17 protein-coding genes are annotated in these 17,859 nt (G+C 62.7%); 13 read left to right on the top strand and 4 right to left on the bottom strand.

Annotated features, from left to right (window positions below):
- Positions 1-42: 42 nt before the first annotated feature.
- Positions 43-963 carry a LysR family transcriptional regulator gene (locus A0O30_RS18610; RefSeq protein ID WP_105947467.1) on the bottom strand — a complete coding sequence of 307 codons (921 nt, stop codon included), beginning with the start codon at positions 961-963 and terminating at the stop codon, positions 43-45.
- Between the two features lie 27 nt (positions 964-990).
- Complete coding sequence (locus A0O30_RS18605; protein WP_105947466.1) at positions 991-1,965, bottom strand: quinone oxidoreductase; 975 nt, start codon at positions 1,963-1,965, stop codon at positions 991-993.
- 198 nt (positions 1,966-2,163) lie between these two features.
- On the opposite strand from A0O30_RS18605, the gene A0O30_RS18600 reads away from it, so the two are divergent.
- Positions 2,164-3,072: a LysR family transcriptional regulator gene (locus A0O30_RS18600; RefSeq protein ID WP_105947465.1), complete on the top strand. Its 909-nt coding sequence runs from the start codon at positions 2,164-2,166 to the stop codon at positions 3,070-3,072.
- On the opposite strand, the gene A0O30_RS18595 is transcribed toward A0O30_RS18600, so the two are convergent.
- Positions 3,073-3,591, bottom strand: coding sequence for a DMT family transporter (locus tag A0O30_RS18595; protein ID WP_105947464.1), 519 nt, complete (start codon positions 3,589-3,591; stop codon positions 3,073-3,075).
- A 195-nt stretch (positions 3,592-3,786) separates the two neighbouring features.
- Between A0O30_RS18595 and A0O30_RS18590 the strand changes: the two genes are divergently transcribed.
- Genes A0O30_RS18590 through A0O30_RS18550 form a run of 9 tightly spaced genes read left to right on the top strand, consistent with a single transcriptional unit; the run spans position 3,787 to position 13,807 of the window.
- Positions 3,787-4,296 (top strand): MarR family winged helix-turn-helix transcriptional regulator, encoded by a 510-nt coding sequence (locus A0O30_RS18590; RefSeq protein ID WP_105947463.1) that lies wholly within the window; start codon positions 3,787-3,789, stop codon positions 4,294-4,296.
- Positions 4,297-4,332: 36 nt separating this feature from the next.
- A complete protein-coding gene (locus tag A0O30_RS18585) occupies positions 4,333-5,262 on the top strand; it encodes a GNAT family N-acetyltransferase (RefSeq protein WP_105947462.1) in 930 nt (309 codons plus the stop codon).
- A 50-nt stretch (positions 5,263-5,312) separates the two neighbouring features.
- Positions 5,313-6,179 carry a class I SAM-dependent methyltransferase gene (locus tag A0O30_RS18580; RefSeq protein ID WP_016713824.1) on the top strand — a complete coding sequence of 289 codons (867 nt, stop codon included), beginning with the start codon at positions 5,313-5,315 and terminating at the stop codon, positions 6,177-6,179.
- Entirely contained in the window at positions 6,169-7,806 is a 1,638-nt protein-coding gene (locus A0O30_RS18575) for an FAD-binding oxidoreductase (RefSeq protein WP_105947461.1), read from the top strand. The genes A0O30_RS18580 and A0O30_RS18575 overlap by 11 nt, the downstream gene beginning before the upstream one ends.
- A complete protein-coding gene (locus A0O30_RS18570; RefSeq protein WP_105947460.1) occupies positions 7,803-8,567 on the top strand; it encodes a hypothetical protein in 765 nt (254 codons plus the stop codon). The genes A0O30_RS18575 and A0O30_RS18570 overlap by 4 nt, the downstream gene beginning before the upstream one ends.
- 20 nt (positions 8,568-8,587) lie before the next feature.
- Complete coding sequence (locus A0O30_RS18565; RefSeq protein ID WP_105947459.1) at positions 8,588-9,226, top strand: peroxiredoxin-like family protein; 639 nt, start codon at positions 8,588-8,590, stop codon at positions 9,224-9,226.
- Between the two features lie 56 nt (positions 9,227-9,282).
- Positions 9,283-10,947, top strand: coding sequence for an NAD(P)/FAD-dependent oxidoreductase (locus A0O30_RS18560; RefSeq protein ID WP_104834591.1), 1,665 nt, complete (start codon positions 9,283-9,285; stop codon positions 10,945-10,947).
- Positions 10,947-12,434, top strand: coding sequence for an amidase (locus A0O30_RS18555; protein ID WP_105947458.1), 1,488 nt, complete (start codon positions 10,947-10,949; stop codon positions 12,432-12,434). Before A0O30_RS18560 ends, A0O30_RS18555 begins: the two co-directional genes overlap by 1 nt.
- A 23-nt stretch (positions 12,435-12,457) precedes the next feature.
- Entirely contained in the window at positions 12,458-13,807 is a 1,350-nt protein-coding gene (locus tag A0O30_RS18550; RefSeq protein ID WP_105947457.1) for a cation:proton antiporter, read from the top strand.
- A gap of 2 nt (positions 13,808-13,809) precedes the next feature.
- Here A0O30_RS18550 and A0O30_RS18545 read toward each other — a convergent pair whose 3' ends face one another.
- Positions 13,810-14,391 carry a hypothetical protein gene (locus A0O30_RS18545; RefSeq protein WP_105947456.1) on the bottom strand — a complete coding sequence of 194 codons (582 nt, stop codon included), beginning with the start codon at positions 14,389-14,391 and terminating at the stop codon, positions 13,810-13,812.
- Positions 14,392-14,606: 215 nt separating this feature from the next.
- On the opposite strand from A0O30_RS18545, the gene A0O30_RS18540 reads away from it, so the two are divergent.
- From A0O30_RS18540 to A0O30_RS18530, 3 genes are all read left to right on the top strand, one after another.
- Positions 14,607-16,739: a TonB-dependent siderophore receptor gene (locus tag A0O30_RS18540; RefSeq protein ID WP_177410291.1), complete on the top strand. Its 2,133-nt coding sequence runs from the start codon at positions 14,607-14,609 to the stop codon at positions 16,737-16,739.
- 200 nt (positions 16,740-16,939) lie between these two features.
- A complete protein-coding gene (locus A0O30_RS18535) occupies positions 16,940-17,239 on the top strand; it encodes a hypothetical protein (protein WP_105947454.1) in 300 nt (99 codons plus the stop codon).
- 295 nt (positions 17,240-17,534) lie between these two features.
- The coding region (locus tag A0O30_RS18530; protein ID WP_371921629.1) for a toxin VasX at positions 17,535-17,859 on the top strand (325 nt) is incomplete at its 3' end.

The following is a 17,859-nucleotide window of genomic DNA, read 5'->3' as shown; positions in this document are numbered from 1 at the left end:
GAAATAAACTTTAGAATAAGTCTCGAATAACGACAGACCGCATCAAGGCCGCCAAGGGGCTCCGGCCTTGAAGCGGTCTTCCAGCCAGGCCTTGAATGCCCCCAGTGCCGCTGTATTCAGGCGCGCGGTCGGCCGCACCAGGTAGATGCCCGCGGCCACATCCAGCTGCCACTGCGGCAACACCCGCACCAGGCGCCCACGGGCAAGGTCTTCCCCCATCAGCCAGTCCCCCCCGGCAAGAATACCCACACCACGCCGCGCCGCCTCCAGCAGCGCCTCATTGTCATTGCTGCGTAAGTTGCCAGCGACTTTAACGCTTACCTGCTGCCCGGCGCTCATCAAGCGCCACTCAGGAAATGAACGTAAGCCACTGAACCCCAAACAGTTATGACCGACCAGGTCCTCCGGCCGGGCAGGCACGCCCTGGCGAGCGAGGTACTCGGGTGAAGCGCACAGGATGCGCAGGTGATCGCACAGTTTCCTGGCGACCAGGCGATTGTCCGCCAGCTCACCAATGCGGATGGCGGCGTCGAAACCTTCGCCGATCAGGTCGACGAATCGATCAGCGTACTCAGCCTCCACCGCCACCTGCGGGTAGGCCAGCACAAAGTCGGCCAGCATCCCGCTCAACCAGCGTCGGCCCATGGCCGCCGGCAACGCCAGGCGCAAGCGCCCGCGCACCGCGACCGCGCCCTCGGCAGCTTCCTGTTCCGCCTCGGCGATCAGCCGGTTGGCCTCGCGCACCTTGGCCACCAACCGCTCGCCTTCATCGGTAAAGCGCAACTGCCGTGTGCTGCGCTCCACCAGGCGAATGCCCAGGCGGGCCTCCAGCGCACTCAGGCGCTTCGACAGCACCGTGGGGTGGCGCTCCAGCAGCCGCCCGGCAGCGGCAAACGACCCCTGCTCGTGCAGGGCCAGCAAGGTGGCACGTTCATCGGCGCGGCGGCTGTCGAAGGCATCCATGGCAAGACTCAGTGGTGTGATCGGGCATCAGGCGGTAAGGACCAGCGCACCCTCCGACAGCCCTTGTTCCAGGTCCCGGTGGGCCCTGGCCACTTCGGCCAGCGGGTAGCGACGCCAGACCCGAGGCTGGATGATACCTTCGGCGACGGCTGCCAGCACATCGGCGACGCGTTGCTGATATTCGTCAACCGTTCGCGTATGTGCCGCCAGCGACGGTCGGGTCAGGTACAGCGAGCCTTTGGCATTGAGCGTGGCGACCTCGATCGCCGCCGGGGCACCGGAGGTACCGCCAAACGACACCAGCAGGCCGCGCACCCGCAGGCTGTCCAACGAAGCGTCCAGCGACACCTTGCCGACACAGTCATAGACCACGTCCACGCCCTGCCCCTGGGTCAGCTCGCGCACTTCACCGGCCAGTGTTGCCGCATCGAACACCAGCACATGGTGGCAGCCAGCCGCCTGCGCCCTGCCCACGCTCTGCGGGCGCGATACCACGCCAATCACTGTCGCCCCGAGATGCCGCGCCCAAGGCGCCATCAGCTGGCCCAAGGCACCGGCGGCACCGTACAGCAGCACTTGGGTTCCCGGCCCCACAGCACAGGTGGTTTTCAGCAGGTATTGCGCCGTGATGCCCTTGAACAACACCGCTGCGGCGGCCTCGTCATCCAGCTGCGGTGGCAGCTTGACCAGCCGCTCGGCCGGGAACAGCCGGCCGCTGGCATAGGCGCCTACTGGACCCATTGCATAGGCGACCCGATCGCCCACCTGCACGTTGGTTACCCCCTCGCCGATGGCCGCAACCCGGCCCGCGCCTTCCAGGCCCAAGCCCGAGGGCAATGGCAGCGCTGCGCCACCCTTGCGCTGCAACACGTCAAGGGGGTTTACGCCAATGAAGGTCTGCTCCAGCCAGACCTGGCCAGGCCCTGGCGATTGCGCGTCGACGTGTTCAAGCTGCATGACATCGGCCGTGCCGGTGGTATCGAGAATGATTCGGGTAGCCATGATCGGATCCTGCTGGATGAATGTTCGAGTCAGGCTAATGAGGCTGGCAAAGTTGAACAATCAGGCTGGATGCAGATTATATCTGCACCTTTTGCAGCAAAGGACTGAATGCCCCTAACACCGTCAGCAACGACATGTCGGTGCTTGTATTTGTTAATCTGATCAAGACCTTTGGATAGTGATAAAGCCATTCACCCCATGGATGAACTGCGCAAGATCGACCTCAACCTGCTGCTGGCCCTTCACGCGCTGCTCAGCGAGAAACACGTGACCCGCGCCGCCCTGCGCCTGCACCGCAGCCAACCGGCGGTAAGCCACGCCCTGGCGCAGTTGCGCAAACACTTCGACGACCCCTTGCTGGTTCGCCAGAACGGCCGCATGGCGCTCACCACACTCGCCCAGTCGCTGGCCAGCCCGCTGCAGGATGCGCTGGGCAGCCTCAACGGCCTGCTCGCCACCCCCCAGTTCGACCCGGCCAAGGCCCAGCGCCGCTTCAGGCTGTCGCTGTCCGACTACTCGTCGCGCATTATCCTGCCACCCCTGATGCGCCATCTGCGCCAGGTCGCACCCGGGGTAGACCTGGCCATCAGCCAGGCCAGCCGCGAAACCATGCTGGCCCAACTGCTCGACGGTGAACTGGACCTGGCCTTGGGCATCTTCCCGGACCGGCCCCAGGGCATCACCACCCAGCCGCTGTTTGCCGACAGCTTCATCAGCGTCGCCGACCGCCAGGTGCTGCCAGCCAGCGGCCGCTTGGCGCTGGAAGACTGGCTGGCGCGCCCGCATGTACTGATGGCCATGCGCCCGGACGCCTTCGATGAGATTGAACGTGCGCTGGCGGCCCAAGGCCTGCGCCGTCGCATTGCCCTGGCCTTGCCGCACTGGAGCGCAGCGGTGGAGGTACTGGCCGGTACCGACCTGATCCTTACCGTGGCCAGCCGCGCCGTAGGCTCACTGCACCCGCACACGGCGTTACGCCAGTTCGAGCCGCCGTTGGCAATCCCCTCGTTCGACTACCAGCAAGCCTGGCACAGCCGCAAAGACAACGACCCCGGGCATCGCTGGCTACGCGAAACCGTGTGGGCCTGCAGCCAACCGGGGGGCTGATCAACCTTCTGGCTGCTTCACCACCGCTGCGGCACCGGCCGGTGTCGCCGTCGTCCAGGTGCCCTGCACCAGCAGCACGCCACATAAAATCAGCACCACGCCTGCCAGCCTGGCCAGGTTGAGTGGCTTGCCAGCCAACCCCATTACCCCAAAATGGTCGGCCAGCACTGCGGTGATGATCTGCCCTGCCACGACCAGTACCAGGAAGCCCGCCGCCCCCAGCCTAGGGATAAGTGCAGCAGCACCGGCCACATACAGAGCCCCCAGAACACCCCCTACCCACAGCCACCAAGGCCCCTGCAGCGCCTTGCCCATATCCGGTGCAGGCACCCTGAGAACCAGCAGGGCAACAATCACCACCAGCGAACTCACCGTTAACGAGGTGAACGCCCCCCATAACCAGTGCCCCAATGCCCGGCCTACGGCAGCGTTAGCGGTGGCCTGAAAGGGCAATACGGCACCGGCAAACAACGCCAGGGCTAGCGGCAGAACCAACAGAAGCATGGATTTACTGAACATGGCCGTGCCTTTTCAACGTTTTGATGACCGCCATCATCGTGCAATGCACCAAGCTGATGGAAATCAAAATCATGCACATGAACTATTCGTAACATGCATGAAAATCAGGCATGCAACGCAATAATTCAATCGCTGTCGCAGCCCTGTAACACAGGCACTGTTGACTTACTAAGGCACCAAGATAAACTGCGCCTTATGAATATTCTTGAGAACAAGCATCACATCATGCTCGACGCACTGGCAGAGGCCCCTGCCGACGCCAGGCAAAGCGTGCGCCTGTGTTTCGAACTGCTGTCCGCGGCTGCGGCAATCAACCGCGTGTGCGCGGTGCGCCTGGCTCGCCATAACCTGTCAGAGGGGCGTTTCGCCATCTTGCTGACGTTGCAAGCGGCTGGCGGACGCTTGTCGCCGCTGGAACTGGCGACGCGTCTGGCGATCACTTCGGGCACCGTCACCGGCCTGCTCGACGGCCTGCAAGGCGACGGCTTCATCAAGCGCCGCAAGGATGCCCATGACCGTCGCAAACTGAGCATCAGCCTTACCCCGGCAGGTGTTGCTGTCCTGGACGCGGTATTCGCCGAACACACCGACTGGATCGGCACGATCATGCACACGCTGGACAACACACAAAGGGAAGCCCTTTCCGCCACGCTGCAGGCACTTTCGGCGAGCCCTGCCCTGGCATTGCCACCCGACAAGGACTGAAGCCAATACACCCGTCAAACCACATGGAGGTGGATGATGTTGCAGAATCAGAGCGTACTGGCACGAATCGGCAGGAAGCCGCGCGTGCACAGCGAGCGCGACCAGGTAAGGCGGCGCCAGGCCTGGCTTGAAGCCTGCCTGCCAGCAGCACTCTACCGGCGGCTGTTCATTCGCCGCCTCTCCAGCCACCCGCTAGCCATTGAAGGCTTCAGCTTTCGACCGGTGCAGAATCTGTACGAACTCGAGCAGGCCCTGCGCCTGGTCAACGACAGCTATGCCCGTCGCGGCATTGCTACTGTGTGCCGCGCCGGCATGCGCTTCTCACCCTTTCATCTGCTACCTGGCACCACCACGTTCGTGGCACTGAAAGGTGACCAGGTGGTGGGGACCGTATCTCTGATCGAAGACTCGCCGCTCGGTTTGCCGCTGGAAGACGTGCATGTCAACGAAGCTGTGTTGCAACGCCTGGGCGGTGGCCGTCTGGCCGAAGTCGGCACCCTGGCGGTCTGTAGCCACTACAAAGGCAAAGGCGTGCCCCTCATGCTGTACAACGCCATGTTCCGTTGGGCCATGGACCATCGCCGGGTAAATAGCCTGCTGATCGCCGTGCACCCTCGCGCGGCCAGCTTCTACCGCAACGTGCTGTTCTTTTCGCCCATTGGCCCTGTGCAGACCTACACCAAACTCAACAATGCCCTGTCGCTACCCCTGGCGTTGAACCTGAACCAGGCACGCCAGGTGTTCGCCAAGGTCTACCAGCACCCAGGCCTTGGCTTTACCGTCGAGCAGCAGCACACCGATCTTTTCGACTTCTTCTGCGCACGGCATTTCCCGCACATCCAATTGCCCGTCGCGCCGCCTCAAACCCACTGGAGCACTGACGAAGTGCTCACCCACATGGCACGTTGCGGCACTTCGCCGCGCCATCTGACGCCGCGGGTACGGCGGGTTCTGCAACTGGATTGAGCAGCCCGCCCCGCGCTCCACACCACACGACTTTCATGGAGGATACGTTCATGGACATGGGATTGCTGCGCGCGATCTACAGGGAAATTACCCTCAGGCACCCGCTGGTGCGCACGCCTGAGCCTGATCTGGTAATGGCCGACGACGCCTGTGTCTCGGCTTACGCCGACAGTGCAGGCCAAGGCCAGGCGCTGTCCGGTACGTACCTGTACCACTGCGCCCAGATGTGTGCACTGATCAAACCCGGCGATGTCGTGCTGGACATCGGTTGTGGCCCGGCCAGCCTGTTGCTGCAACTGGCCCGCCTGAACCCGAGAGCCGAATTCATCGGCACCGACCTGTCAGCCACCATGCTCGAGGTGGGGCAGGCCTCGATTCGCCAGCAAGGCATCGACAACGTCGAACTGCGCGAGGAAGACATGACTCGCCTGGCCGGTATCGCCGACCGTAGCGTTGACGTGGTGATCTCTTCGATGGCGCTGCATCACCTGGCCGACCTCGCTCAACTGGAAGCCACGTTTCGCAACATCGCACGCGTGCTCCGCAATGACCGGGCCATCTACCTGAACGACTTTGGCCGGCTCAAGTCGGTAGAGTCGGTGGACTATTTCGTCAGCCGCGCCAGTGATGGGGCCGACCAGGCCACACTGCTCGACTACCGCAATTCGCTGTTGGCTGCTTTCTCTCTGGAAGAATTCCAGACCCTTGCCGCCAGCTACCTGGGCCCCTGTGCCAAGGTTTACAGCACGGCGGTCAGCCCTCTGATGATGGTGATCCGCACCCCCAAGCGGCGCTGTGTGGCAGCGATGAAGGGCGAATTTCGGCGACGCTACCGCGATTTGCCACGCAGCCGTCGGGCCGATGTCGACCAACTGCGGCTGTTCCTTGGCATGGGAGGCCTGGCAAGTGCGTTCTGAGCCGCAAGGGCTGCAAGCCGCCTTGGCAGCCTGGCGCGCGGTGCTGGGTGACGCCCATGTGCAGAGTGACGCCAGCACGCTGCGCCAGCTGAGCCAGGACACCATGCGCTCGCCCGCCCATGCCAGTGCCAGGCTCAGGCCAGCCAACAGCGAGCAGGTAGCTGCCTGCCTGGCCATTGCACACCTGCACGGTGTCGCGGTGCAGCCGGTTAGCACAGGCCACAACTGGGGCTATGGCGGCGTTGCAACGCTTCACGAGCGCTGCGTGCAACTTGACCTGTCGCGCATGGACAAGATCCTTGCCTTCGACGAGGCTCTGGGCGTGGTCACCCTTGAGCCAGGGGTTACCCAGGCCACGCTGGCCGATTACCTGGCCAGTCGCAACCTGCCATTCCTTACGCCAGTCACCGGCGCAGGGCCCACCTGCAGTGTGTTGGCCAACGCGCTGGAGCGCGGCTTTGGCATCACACCGTTAACGGACCACTGGCAAGCCGTCATGGGCCTTGAAGCCATTCTGCCCGATGGCCAACGCTATCGCTCGCCGATGTGGGCAACGGGCACAACCGCCTGCTTCAAATGGGGCATCGGCCCCTACCTGGACGGCCTGTTCAGCCAGAGCGGGCTGGGGGTGGTGACAAACATGTCGATCGCCTTGGTCAAGCGCCCACAGGTCGTGCAACCGTTCTATTTCTGGGTGGATTCGGCAGCACAGCTCCCGGCCGCCCTCGATGGCATCAAGCGCATTCTGGAACGTTGCGGCAGCCAGGTGGGCGGCATAAACCTGATGAACAGCACGCGTCTGCTAAGCATGGCCTACGATACCCGGCCCCTTACCCAACTGAACCCGGCCGAACGCAACGCCGCCGCGCAATCGCTGGCATTGCCCGCCTGGATGGGGGTAGGTTCGATCTACTGCGAACAGGCGCAGCTGGCCTCGCTCAAGGGCATCATCCGCAGCGAACTGCGGCGGTTCTGCAGCCGTTACCTGTTCCGCAGCCAACGCCAGCTGGCGCTGGCTGAGCGTGCCTTGCGTCTGCTGCCGGGGGCCTGGTCCAGGCGTTGGCAACTGACCTTGAGCAAACTGCGCATGGGCGTTGAACTGATGGAAGGCCAGCCGAACCAGGTGGCACTGCCGCTGGCTTACGCCGCAGGTGCGCAACCGCAGCAAGGCACCTTGCTCGACCCGGCCCGGGACAACTGTGGCCTGATCTGGTACGCGCCTATCCTGCCTCTGCGCAGCCAGCAGGTAGCCACCTTCGTCTCGCACATGGAACAGGCTTGCGAAACCCATCGCATGCCCTGCCCGGTTACCCTAACCACCTTGTCGGGCCGCGCAATCGACTGCACCGTGCCGCTACTGTTCGACCGCAACGATGCCCCTGGCAGCAGCCGCGCCGAAGACTGCTACCGGCAGTTGTTCCGCACGGGCAAACAGCAAGGCGTACTGCCCTATCGGCTTCCCCTGGCCTTCATGGGCTTGCTGAGCGAAACACAAGCGCCTGCCTGGCAACTCGGACAGCGCATCAAGGATGCGCTGGACCCAGAGCACCTGCTCGCGCCAGGGCGTTACTGCCCGTTGGCGCCAGCCCCCCACTGCCAACCTGCTGTGATGGAGCCTCAGCAATGACTGATGATCGCAAGTCCCTGATCGACCTTGGCCAACTGCCAACCCGCAACCTGGCCGAATGCCTGGCCGTGGATCAGGCGACACTGGCCAATGCACTGGTCACCCGGTTACCTGCGGCGCTGGTCGCGCAACTGGCTGCCTGCGCTGACCAGGTTCAGACGCTGGGCCTGTCAAAAAAGGTTGCAGCCATCGGCCTGGCGCTGGGCCAATGGCTGGAACATGCACCCGCCCCCCTGCGCCAGGAGGTGTTCGAGCAATGCTGTGCGCACCCGTCCGACACCGTACGCAGCTGGGCAGCCTTCGCTCAGGCGCACCTTTCGCGCACGCTGCCTGCACAAGACGCCCTGCTGGCGCAGTTGCGCTTCGCCCGCGATGAGCATTTTGGTGTACGCGAATGGGCCTGGATTGCCCTGCGCCCACGCCTGGCACAGCAGTTGGACACCGCCCTGCCATTGCTCAGCCGCTACGCAGGCGACGCAGACCCGCTGGTGCGACGCTTTTGTATCGAAATCCTGCGCCCACGTGGCGTCTGGTGTGAGCACATAGCCGCGCTCAAAGAACAACCGGAAGTGGCCGAGCCGTTGCTGGTGCCGCTGTTGGCCGAGGCTGAAAAGTACGCCCAGGACTCGGTCGCCAACTGGCTTAACGATGCCAGCAAAACCCGACCCGATTGGGTACTCCAGCTGTTCCAGCGCTATCCCCCCGGCTGCAAGGCCTCGCAGCGAATCCACGCCCGGGCAACCCGAAGCCTGCCCCAGTGAATCACCACAAGGAGAGAAGCATGTCACTCAAGGAAAAACTCGACGCCATCAAACAGCAGATGGGCCAACTGCCCGCCGACGTGCTGGAAAAATTCAGCACATCGCTACAGGCCTTGATCGCACGCCACCCCGAAGCCCATGCGCTGAAAGCCGGTGACCGCGCACCACTGGCCGTGTTGGAGGATGCCGATGGCAAGGCGGTAGACCTGCATGCCTTGCTGGCACGCGGCCCATTGGTGCTGGTTTTCTATCGCGGCCTGTGGTGCCCGTTCTGCAATGCCGCGCTTGGCGAATACCAGCAGATGGTGGGTGACCTGGCCGCCAGCGGTGCCACCTTGGTGGCTGTCTCCGCCCAGAGCCCTGCCGCCACCTGGAAAACCCGCGAAGCCCTGGGGGTGCGCTATCAACTGTTGAGCGATCCCGGCAACCAGTTGGCGCGCCAGTACGGCATCGTCTTCGAACTGGAACCGGAGCTCGAGGCGGTGTACCGCTCACTTGGTGCAGACCTCAAGGCCCTCAATGCCAGCGACGACCTCAGTTTGCCGATGGCCAGCGCATTCGTCATCGGCCAGGACGGTCACATACGCCGGGCGTTCATCAATGTCGACTACTCCGAGCGCGCCGAACCCCAGGCACTGATCGAAGCCGCCAGCCACTGAGTGCCACTCCCCGGCACCGGTTTTCCCGGTGCCCCACCCCATCACGGACTGATGACATGAAACGTATCGCTATCATGGGGGCCGGCGTGGCCGGCCACCTGGCTGCCCTGTACCTGCGCAAGCGCCTGCCTGGCGTAGAAGTGACGCTGATCGGCCGCCCGGACCGCAAGCGGCCGATCGTCGGTGAGTCGACGGTCGAGCTGACCACGCATTTTTTCAAAGGTATCGGCCTGGGCAGCCTGCTTGAAGAAAAGCATTACCACAAATACGGCCTGACCTATTACCTGAAACTGCGCAACAACCCGGAGTGCCGTAACTACGTGGTCCATGAGGCACCTGGGGTGATCCGCATGCCCGCCTACAACCTCAACCGCTTCAGCTTCGACAAAGACCTGCGTGCCATCGTGGCCGACCAGCAGGTGCAATTGATCGAGGCCGACGTGGCTGCGGTCGACCTGCACGAAGGCGAGCACACCCGTCACCGCCTGACCCTGCGCAGCGAAGCGCAAACCTGGCAAATGGACGCCGACTGGGTGGTCGACGCCACCGGCCGCAACCGTTTCATGGCCAAGAAGCTGAAGCTGCACAAGGAGCCGACCTACCAGCGCAGCACGTTCTGGTTCCGCCTGCGCCAGTTTGATCGCAACATCCTGCACAGCATCAACACCCACAAGGACAAGCATCACTGTTTCGATCCGTACTACGTCACCCATCACTTCTACGGCAAGGGCTACTGGATCTGGCTCATACCCATGCGCAGTGAAGACGGTGCCGACATGATCAGCATCGGCATTACCTACCGCCCGGACATGATCAACGAACGGATCGGCACGCTGGAAGCCTTCAAGGAAAGGGTCATGGCAGACCACCCGGTGATCACCGAGCTGATGGCATCGGGTGAAGTCATCGACCAGCACGCCATGTACAACTACATGTACGAGGCCAACCAGTACTACTCCACCGATGGCTGGTTCCTGATCGGCGATGCAGCGTTCACCTTCGACCCGGCCAACAGTGCGGGGCTGGCCTATGTAGCCCAGCAGATACCGCAAGTGGCCGCCATGATCGAGAAAGACATCCAGGGCACGTTGACGCCCGCCTATGTCAATTGCCTGGAATCGCACATCCAGGCGCAACTGGCGCTTCAGGACACCTGGAGCAAGTGGTACGAGGTAATGGATGACCCGTTCCTGATGGGCTGGACGCTGCTGTTCGCCAACATGGCGTACTTCCATGTGGTGTTGCCCATGTATGTCAGCGGTGATTTTCTCGACGGCCATCAGGCCCAGCAATTCGCCGATTTGTTGCCACGCTACACGCGGGACCTGCAGCCATCACCGCTGCCCTTTGCCTGCCTGTTACGTGAAGTACGCCGTTCCAATCCGGGCATCAGCCCGCAGATGATCCCCAACCTGTATTCGCGCACCATCAACTTCGCCCTGTACAAGGCCGACAACCAGGCCCGGCCGCGATACGCCGCCAGCTACTTCCTGCGCTCGGCGCTGCTGCGCTTACGCTTGATGCGCATGGTGCGCTGGAGTTTGGCGCCTCGCCACCTGAAACTGCTGGCGCGGCATAGCCTGGGCACGCTGCAGGACTTGGGACGCGCTACCAGCCTGCGGCTGATGCCTTCACTGTTCTACAAGTACGGCGAGGCGCCCGAGCTGCTCAAGTCGCCGTTCGGCAGCGACGGCGGCTTCCTCGACCTGGCGCGCCACTGATGGGCATGCCCATGGCCGAAGCCAGCAGCGACGCACTGCTGGCTCATAGCGGTGTGCGCCTGGCTGCCGGGGTCCGTGATGGCACGCTGTCGCCGGTAGCACTGGTCGAACACAGCATCCGCCGCTGCCAAACCGTGCAACGGCGCTGCAACGCGGTGGCAGTGACGCTGTACGACCAGGCGCGGCGGGCCGCCGAAGTTGCCGAACGCCAGCGAGACCAAGGCGTCCTGCTGGGTCGACTGCATGGCGTGCCCTTCAGCTTCAAGGAGGGCCTGGGGCTGGCCGATGCGCCCAAAACGTGCGGCTCACGCCGCCGACAGCACAAGGTTGCCGGGTTTACCGCCACCGCCGCGCAACGCCTGATCGATGCGGGCGCCATTCCGGTCGCACTGGGTAACCAGGCCGAGATGGCGCTATGGCCAGAAACCGATAACCCTGTCTACGGCCGCACCAGCAGCCCCTACCGGAACGACCGGAGTGCCGGTGGCAGCAGTGGCGGTGATGCCGTGCTGGTAGCCAGCGCTTGCGTGCCTTTCGCGCTGGGTACCGACGGCGGTGGCTCGGTGCGAATCCCGGCTGCCTGCAACGGCATTTTCGGCCTCAAGCCGTCACGGGGGTTGGTGCCACTGACCGGGCATCTCCCCTTGGACGAACGCGGCCTGGGGCAGCCGAATGCCATGGCCATCGCCAGGCACTTTGCTGCCGGCCCATTGTGTCGGCATGCCGAAGACCTGCCCGTGCTGCTGGAGATCATTGCCGGGCCTGACCACCTGGACCGCAATATTCTCGACAGCTACGTACACCGCCCACCGCCTGCAGCATTGCAACGCCTGTACCTGTGCCAGCCCGAACGCCTGGCCTGGGGAAGCCGGGTTTCGCCGGCCGTGGCTCTGGCGCTGGATGACGTGGCCCACCACTATCAAAGCCAAGGCACCCATGTCGAGCGCTGGCTACCCCACGCACTGAACGATGCGTTCGCCATCTGGTTGGCCGTGCTCAAGCAGGAAACCGGCGTGCGCCTGGCCGACATTCTCGGTGACGGCCAGCCTGTGGCGCATTTGGCGCATGCCTGGCAAGCACTGCTCGGCCAACCGCAGCATGCCACCGGGCCTTGGCTGGCAACCGTGCTCGACAGCCTGGGCGAATGCCTGGGTAACCCCGGCCTTGCAAGGCAGCTACCCAAACGCGATGCCCTGTTACATGCGCTGACCGAACGGCTGGATGGCAGCAGTGTACTGGCCCTGCCAGCGTTGCCCGGCACCTCGCCAGAGCATGGCCATGCCCTGCGCTACCCGGGGGATATCGGCTACACCGCGTTGTTCAACGTACTGGGCCTGCCGGCCCTGACGGTACCCATGGGGCGCCTCGATCAAGGCTGCCCGGTGGCCCTGCAGCTGGTGGCCGGCCCCGGCCAGGAGCATGTGCTGCTCGACGCAGCGCGCTCACTGGAGCTCGCATTCGGTGGCTGGATCGCACCGCCCTTCTGACCCAACACATTCGGGACACCATCATGCCCAATACCCTTCACGCCAGTACCGTGCAACTCGCGCCAACGGCGCCGGCACAGTCAGCCGTTGGCTCCCAGGCCGAACACCTGACCCTGATGTTTCTACTGCAGCTCATCGTGATCTTCAGTGTTTCGCGGCTGATCGCCTGGTTCAGCACCCGCCGCTTGGGCCAAACGCCAGTCGCCGGCGAAATCCTTGCCGGGCTGGTGCTAGGCCCAAGCCTGCTCGGCTACTTTTTTCCTGAGCAACTGGCCGCGCTGTTCGTACCGCAAACGGCCACTGCCTTCGTGGTAACAGCACAAATCGGCCTTATCCTGCTGATGTTCCAGGTCGGCCTGGAGTTCGAGTTCGGTGCGCACCTCAAGGGCCGCAAGCGTTCGGTCATCATCATCAGCATGGGTGGGCTGCTGGTACCCTTTGCCAGCGGCATGCTCACTGCCGAGTACTTCTGGCAGCAAATCAGCGGGGACAGACCGCCCCTGCTGGCGTTCCAGCTGTTCTTCGCCACGGCACTGTCAATTACCGCCCTGCCCATCCTCGGGCGCATCTTCATGGAACTGGGCCTTTCGCGCTCGCGAGTCGCCACCCTTACCATCGGTGCGGCGGCAATAGACGATGTCTGTGGCTGGCTCATCCTTGGTGGCGTTACATCGCTGATCGCCTCGCAGTTCAACCCTTGGGCTTCGTTGGCCCGGGTGCTGGCGCTGGGCTTGTTCATTGTGCTGGTGATCGGCCTGGTGCGACCGCTGATCATGCGCTGGATCCTCGGCGACCTGGAGCGTCGACCGCTGACGGCCCAAGGCATATCGCTGATGCTGATCATCCTGCTGGCCAGCGCGACCGTGACCAACCTGATCGGCGTGTTCTCGATCATCGGCGGTTTCATTCTCGGCGTTGCCCTGCACACTGAACGCCGCTTCGTCCAGCAGTGGAATGCCAAGGTCAGTGGCGTGGTCAATGCATTCTTCTTGCCGATATTCTTCGCCTACACCGGCCTGCGCACGGATGTGGGTGCCCTGGAAGGCACGACCGCACTGTGGAATTGCCTCCTGATCTGCCTGGTGGCCTTCGCCAGCAAGTTTTTCGGTGCCTACGGAGCCAGCCGCCTGCTTGGCGAAAGCCGCCGTGATGCGGCGCTGATAGGCGTGTGCATGAATACCCGGGCGCTGATGGAGCTGGTCGTGCTGAATGTCGGCTATGACCTGGGCGTACTTCCCAAGGAGTACTTCACCCTGTTGGTGATCATGGCCATCATCAGTACCTTCATCGCCTCACCCTTGATCCGGCTGCTCACAGCACATGCCCGCCCCCCACGCTCGACCTCGGAGGCAACCGAGGTCGGCAGCAGCTGAAATCAGCGCGAGGTTTCGACGCGCAGCACTTCGGTGTAGATCGCGTCGACGGTCTGACCGACCTTGAGGTTTTTCATGCGCGCCTGCAGGTCCGGGTTCTCGACCTTGACCACCTGCAGCTTGCCCTCTGGCGGCAGCAGGCTCACTTCATGTTTGGCGAGGTCGATCTTCTTGATCTGCGAGGTGACCCTGACCTGGCGGAAGGCCTCGCCGCCCGGGTTGGGGTTTTGCGCCGTGGCGCGAATGGTGCCGGACTCCTCACTGGCCTTCGGCGCCCCGCCCACATCCGTGTTGAGCACATAGGCCACGGCACGGGTCACGAAGATGTCGACCTGGTCCCCCACCTTGAGGTTGGGTAGGGCCTTGGCCTTTTCAGTCAGCTGGAACGTCACATCCTTCTTGTTATCTGGGCCCTTCACCGTGACCTGGCGGTTGGCCAGGTCGATGGCGGTGACCTGCGTGGTCACGTGACTTTCCAGCGCCTCGCTGGCAATCGGGATATCTGCAGCGTGCACAGTGAGGCTGGTAGCGGACACCAGCGTGGCCAAAGCAACAGCACGCGCAAGAGAGCGGATCGGGTTCATAGGCCTGCTTCCATGTGATCAAGACCGGATAGGGGCGCGAAACGTTCGCGCGCCAACAAGCATAGACCCTGTCCGCCACCCTGCTGGCGCGACCTATTTCGTCCCGTTTTCGTCATGCCCACCCTTGCAATAGCAAATGCGAACTCTTTACACTTGCTTTACATTTACAAATCATTACTATTCGTGACCTTCAAAACAACAAAGAGTCACCTGTAATGGCAAAAAGGTCTGTTGCCCCAGCATCCATTTCCATGCTGGGCCTGCTAGTAGTGCCTGCTGTTCACGCCGCCGTTCAACCCGATGCTCAGGGCTCACTCGCCCTGCCCGCCACTGCCGTCACCAGCGCCTACGAGCAACAAAGCTACAAGGCCAGTGATAGCCGCAGCGCCATGAAGATCGACGCGCCACTGCGTGACATCCCGCAAACCGTCAACGTCGTGCCTGAAAGCGTGATCAAGGACCAAGGCGCGCAATCCATGGAAGACGTGCTGAAAAACGTGCCCGGCATCGGCCTGTCCAACGGCGACGGCCAGCGCGACCAGGTGACCATCCGTGGCTTCAGCGCCATTGGTGACATGTACATCGACGGCGTGCGGGATGACGCCCTGTACTTCCGCGACCTGTCCAACATCGAGCGTGTCGAGGTCATCAAGGGCCCTGCTGCCGTGCTGTATGGCCGCGGCTCTTCCGGCGGGCTGATCAACAGTATCAGCAAGAAACCAAGCTTTACGCCCAAGCGCGAGGTCGGCATGAGTTTCGACAGCGAAGGCAAGCGCCGCACGCAGTTCGACACCGGCTGGGCCGACCCGCAAAGCAACCAGGCTTACCGTGTTACCGGCGCCTTCGAAGACAGCGACACCTTCCGCGACGATGGCTACATCGACCGCAAGGCCATTGCGCCGTCGGCCTACTTCCGCCTGTCCGACGACCTGGAACTGAACCTGGGTGCCACCTACCTGTACGACAAGCGCCTGATCGACTTCGGCATCCCGGCCCTGGGCAATCGCCCTGTGGATGTGGACCGCGACAAGCGCTTCGGCTCTGGCGACGCCGACCAGGACTATGCCCGCAGCGAAGTGTTCTCGTTGGCCGCCAGCCTGGACTACCGCATCAACGACAACTTCACCCTGACCAACACCAGCCGCTACTACCGCTACGACCTGGACCGCAACAACACCCTGGCTGACAGCAGCCCGACACGCTTCGTCACTGCGCCCAACGGCGAACTGCTGGTCAAGCTCAACCGCGGCAACGTGGCCCGTGACGAATACGGCGTATTCAACCAGACCGAGCTCAAACAACAGGCGCAACTGGCCGGCATGCAGCACAACCTGCTGTACGGCGTGGAAGTGGGCTTCCAGGACAAGTACCAGCGCGTGTTGAGCCAGAACAACGTGGCCCAGGTGCCGGTGTACCGCGACGCCTTGGTATCGGTACCTGAGCACGCTGCCAACCTTTCCTCCAAAGGCACCAACTTCCAGCAGACCACCGGCCTGTACCTGCAGGACATGATCGAGCTGAACGAGCACTGGAAGGCCCTGGTCGGGGTGCGTTATGACATCTTTGGCCAGGAGTACGACGACGACCGCGTGCAGAACGTCGACCTCGACCGTACCGACAAGACCTGGAGCCCGCGTGCCGGCCTGGTCTACCAGCCAGACGCCATCCAGTCCTACTACGTGTCGGTCAGCCGCAGCTACCAGCCTTCGGGCGAGGTGTTCGCGGTCAGCCCGACCAACCAGCACCTGGAGCCGGAAGAAACCACCAACTACGAAATCGGCGCCAAGTGGGACCTGCTCGACAGCCGCCTGTCGCTGACAGCGGCGGTGTTCCGCCTGGAACGCACCAACATGAAGACCGCAGACCCGGCCAACCCCAACCTGACCGTGCTGGCCGGCGAACAACGCACCGACGGCTTCGAGGCCACCGTCAGCGGGCAGCTTACGGACAAGTGGCAGATCTACGCCGGCTACGCCTACCTGGATGCCGAGATCACCAAGTCCAACAGCAAAACCAACGGCGTGGCCAACGAAGGCCAGACCCCTACCCTGACGCCGCGCAACAGCGCCAACGTCTGGCTGGTACGCACCCTGACCCCGGAGTGGCGCGTGGCCGCTGGCGCCAACTACGTGGACGAACGCTACACCGCGCTCGACAACGTGGTGGTGATGCCGGGCTACACCACCTTCGACGCCGCGCTGCTGTACAGCGTGCCGCAGTGGGATGCGGCGCTGCGCCTGAAGAACGTGTTCGACCGGGATTACTATGCCTCGGCACATGGCTCGGTAGACCTGGTTACCCCAGGGGCACCCCGTACGCTGGAAGCCAGCTTCAACTACCGCTTCTGACCTTCGGAACACACTGAAGCCTTGCATGCTCCGTATGAGCGGGGCCTTCCGTCACGAAAGGGGCGCGCAGCGCCCCGCCTGTTTGCAGCTTCGCCGATGTCTGCACATACGAATCAGCCCGCTACTGCGATGCAACAGTTCACCGCTTCGCTTGAATGAAATATCCTGCAAGGTATTCAACACATGAAGCCGGAGTAAACATGAGCAGTATCACGAAGGGCCCCCATACCTCCTTGGCTCTGACCACCCTGCTCGCCCTCAGCCTGGCGCTCTCTGCTGGCTGCTCCAGCAAAAACAGCAAGGCACGCTATGCAGCTTCTACCGTAGGCTCAAACTGCTTTGCCAAAGCAGTCCCCTCAACCGGAGAAGGCGGTCTGGCGTGGGGGAATACCCTGAGCATTGCCCGGCAGAAGTCGCTGAACAACTGCGTGCGCTATGCCACCCGGTCAGGAGGCACGCCAAGAACGTGCCAAGTGGTGATGGCCAAGTGCAAGAATTAAGTGTTTATGTACTACCAATAAAAACGGAAACTTCCTACAAATATAAACAAGCTGTCTTACTGCATTAAACACCACAACTATCAGACTCAAAACCCGACAACATATTCTTACACTTCCCGCCTAGACACTCCTGCCTTAATCAAGGCAATGTCCTGCACTTTAAGATCAACTGAAGATTCATTCACCACACTTCATTGATCAAGAAAGTTTCATTCTTCAACTTTCTCGAAGCCTAAGTAGTGCGCACTGGGCTTGTGCACAACCTGTAACGGCAAGTGCTGAACAAGGAGTTCACATGACTGATGCTTCCGTCAGCAGCGCCACCTCCGGCCCTGCCTGCAGCGCACGCGTCCCCATTCTGCCCATTCGCTATGCCATCGTGCCGCGCACCGCTGGCGCACCCGCCTGCCGTTACGCCGAATCAGGCTTCAACCTGGAGCAAGGCTTCGCCCCGCTGCAGCACTCCGCCTATACCCTCCGCGCACTGCGCCCGGGTTATGTCTACGTGTTCATGAAAGGCACTCTGGGCCAGAAGCTGGTCATCCATGAGTACGTTGGCGCGGGCCTCTACAAGGAACTGCTCTATAAAGGGCTGGATGGCTACCACCGGCGTGACCGTT

The sequence above is a fragment of the Pseudomonas sp. LLC-1 genome, assembly GCF_002992185.1.
Lineage (GTDB): Bacteria > Pseudomonadota > Gammaproteobacteria > Pseudomonadales > Pseudomonadaceae > Aquipseudomonas > Aquipseudomonas monteilii.
Note: the sequence above shows the minus strand (reverse complement) of the source record. Positions and strands in the feature narration are given on the sequence as shown.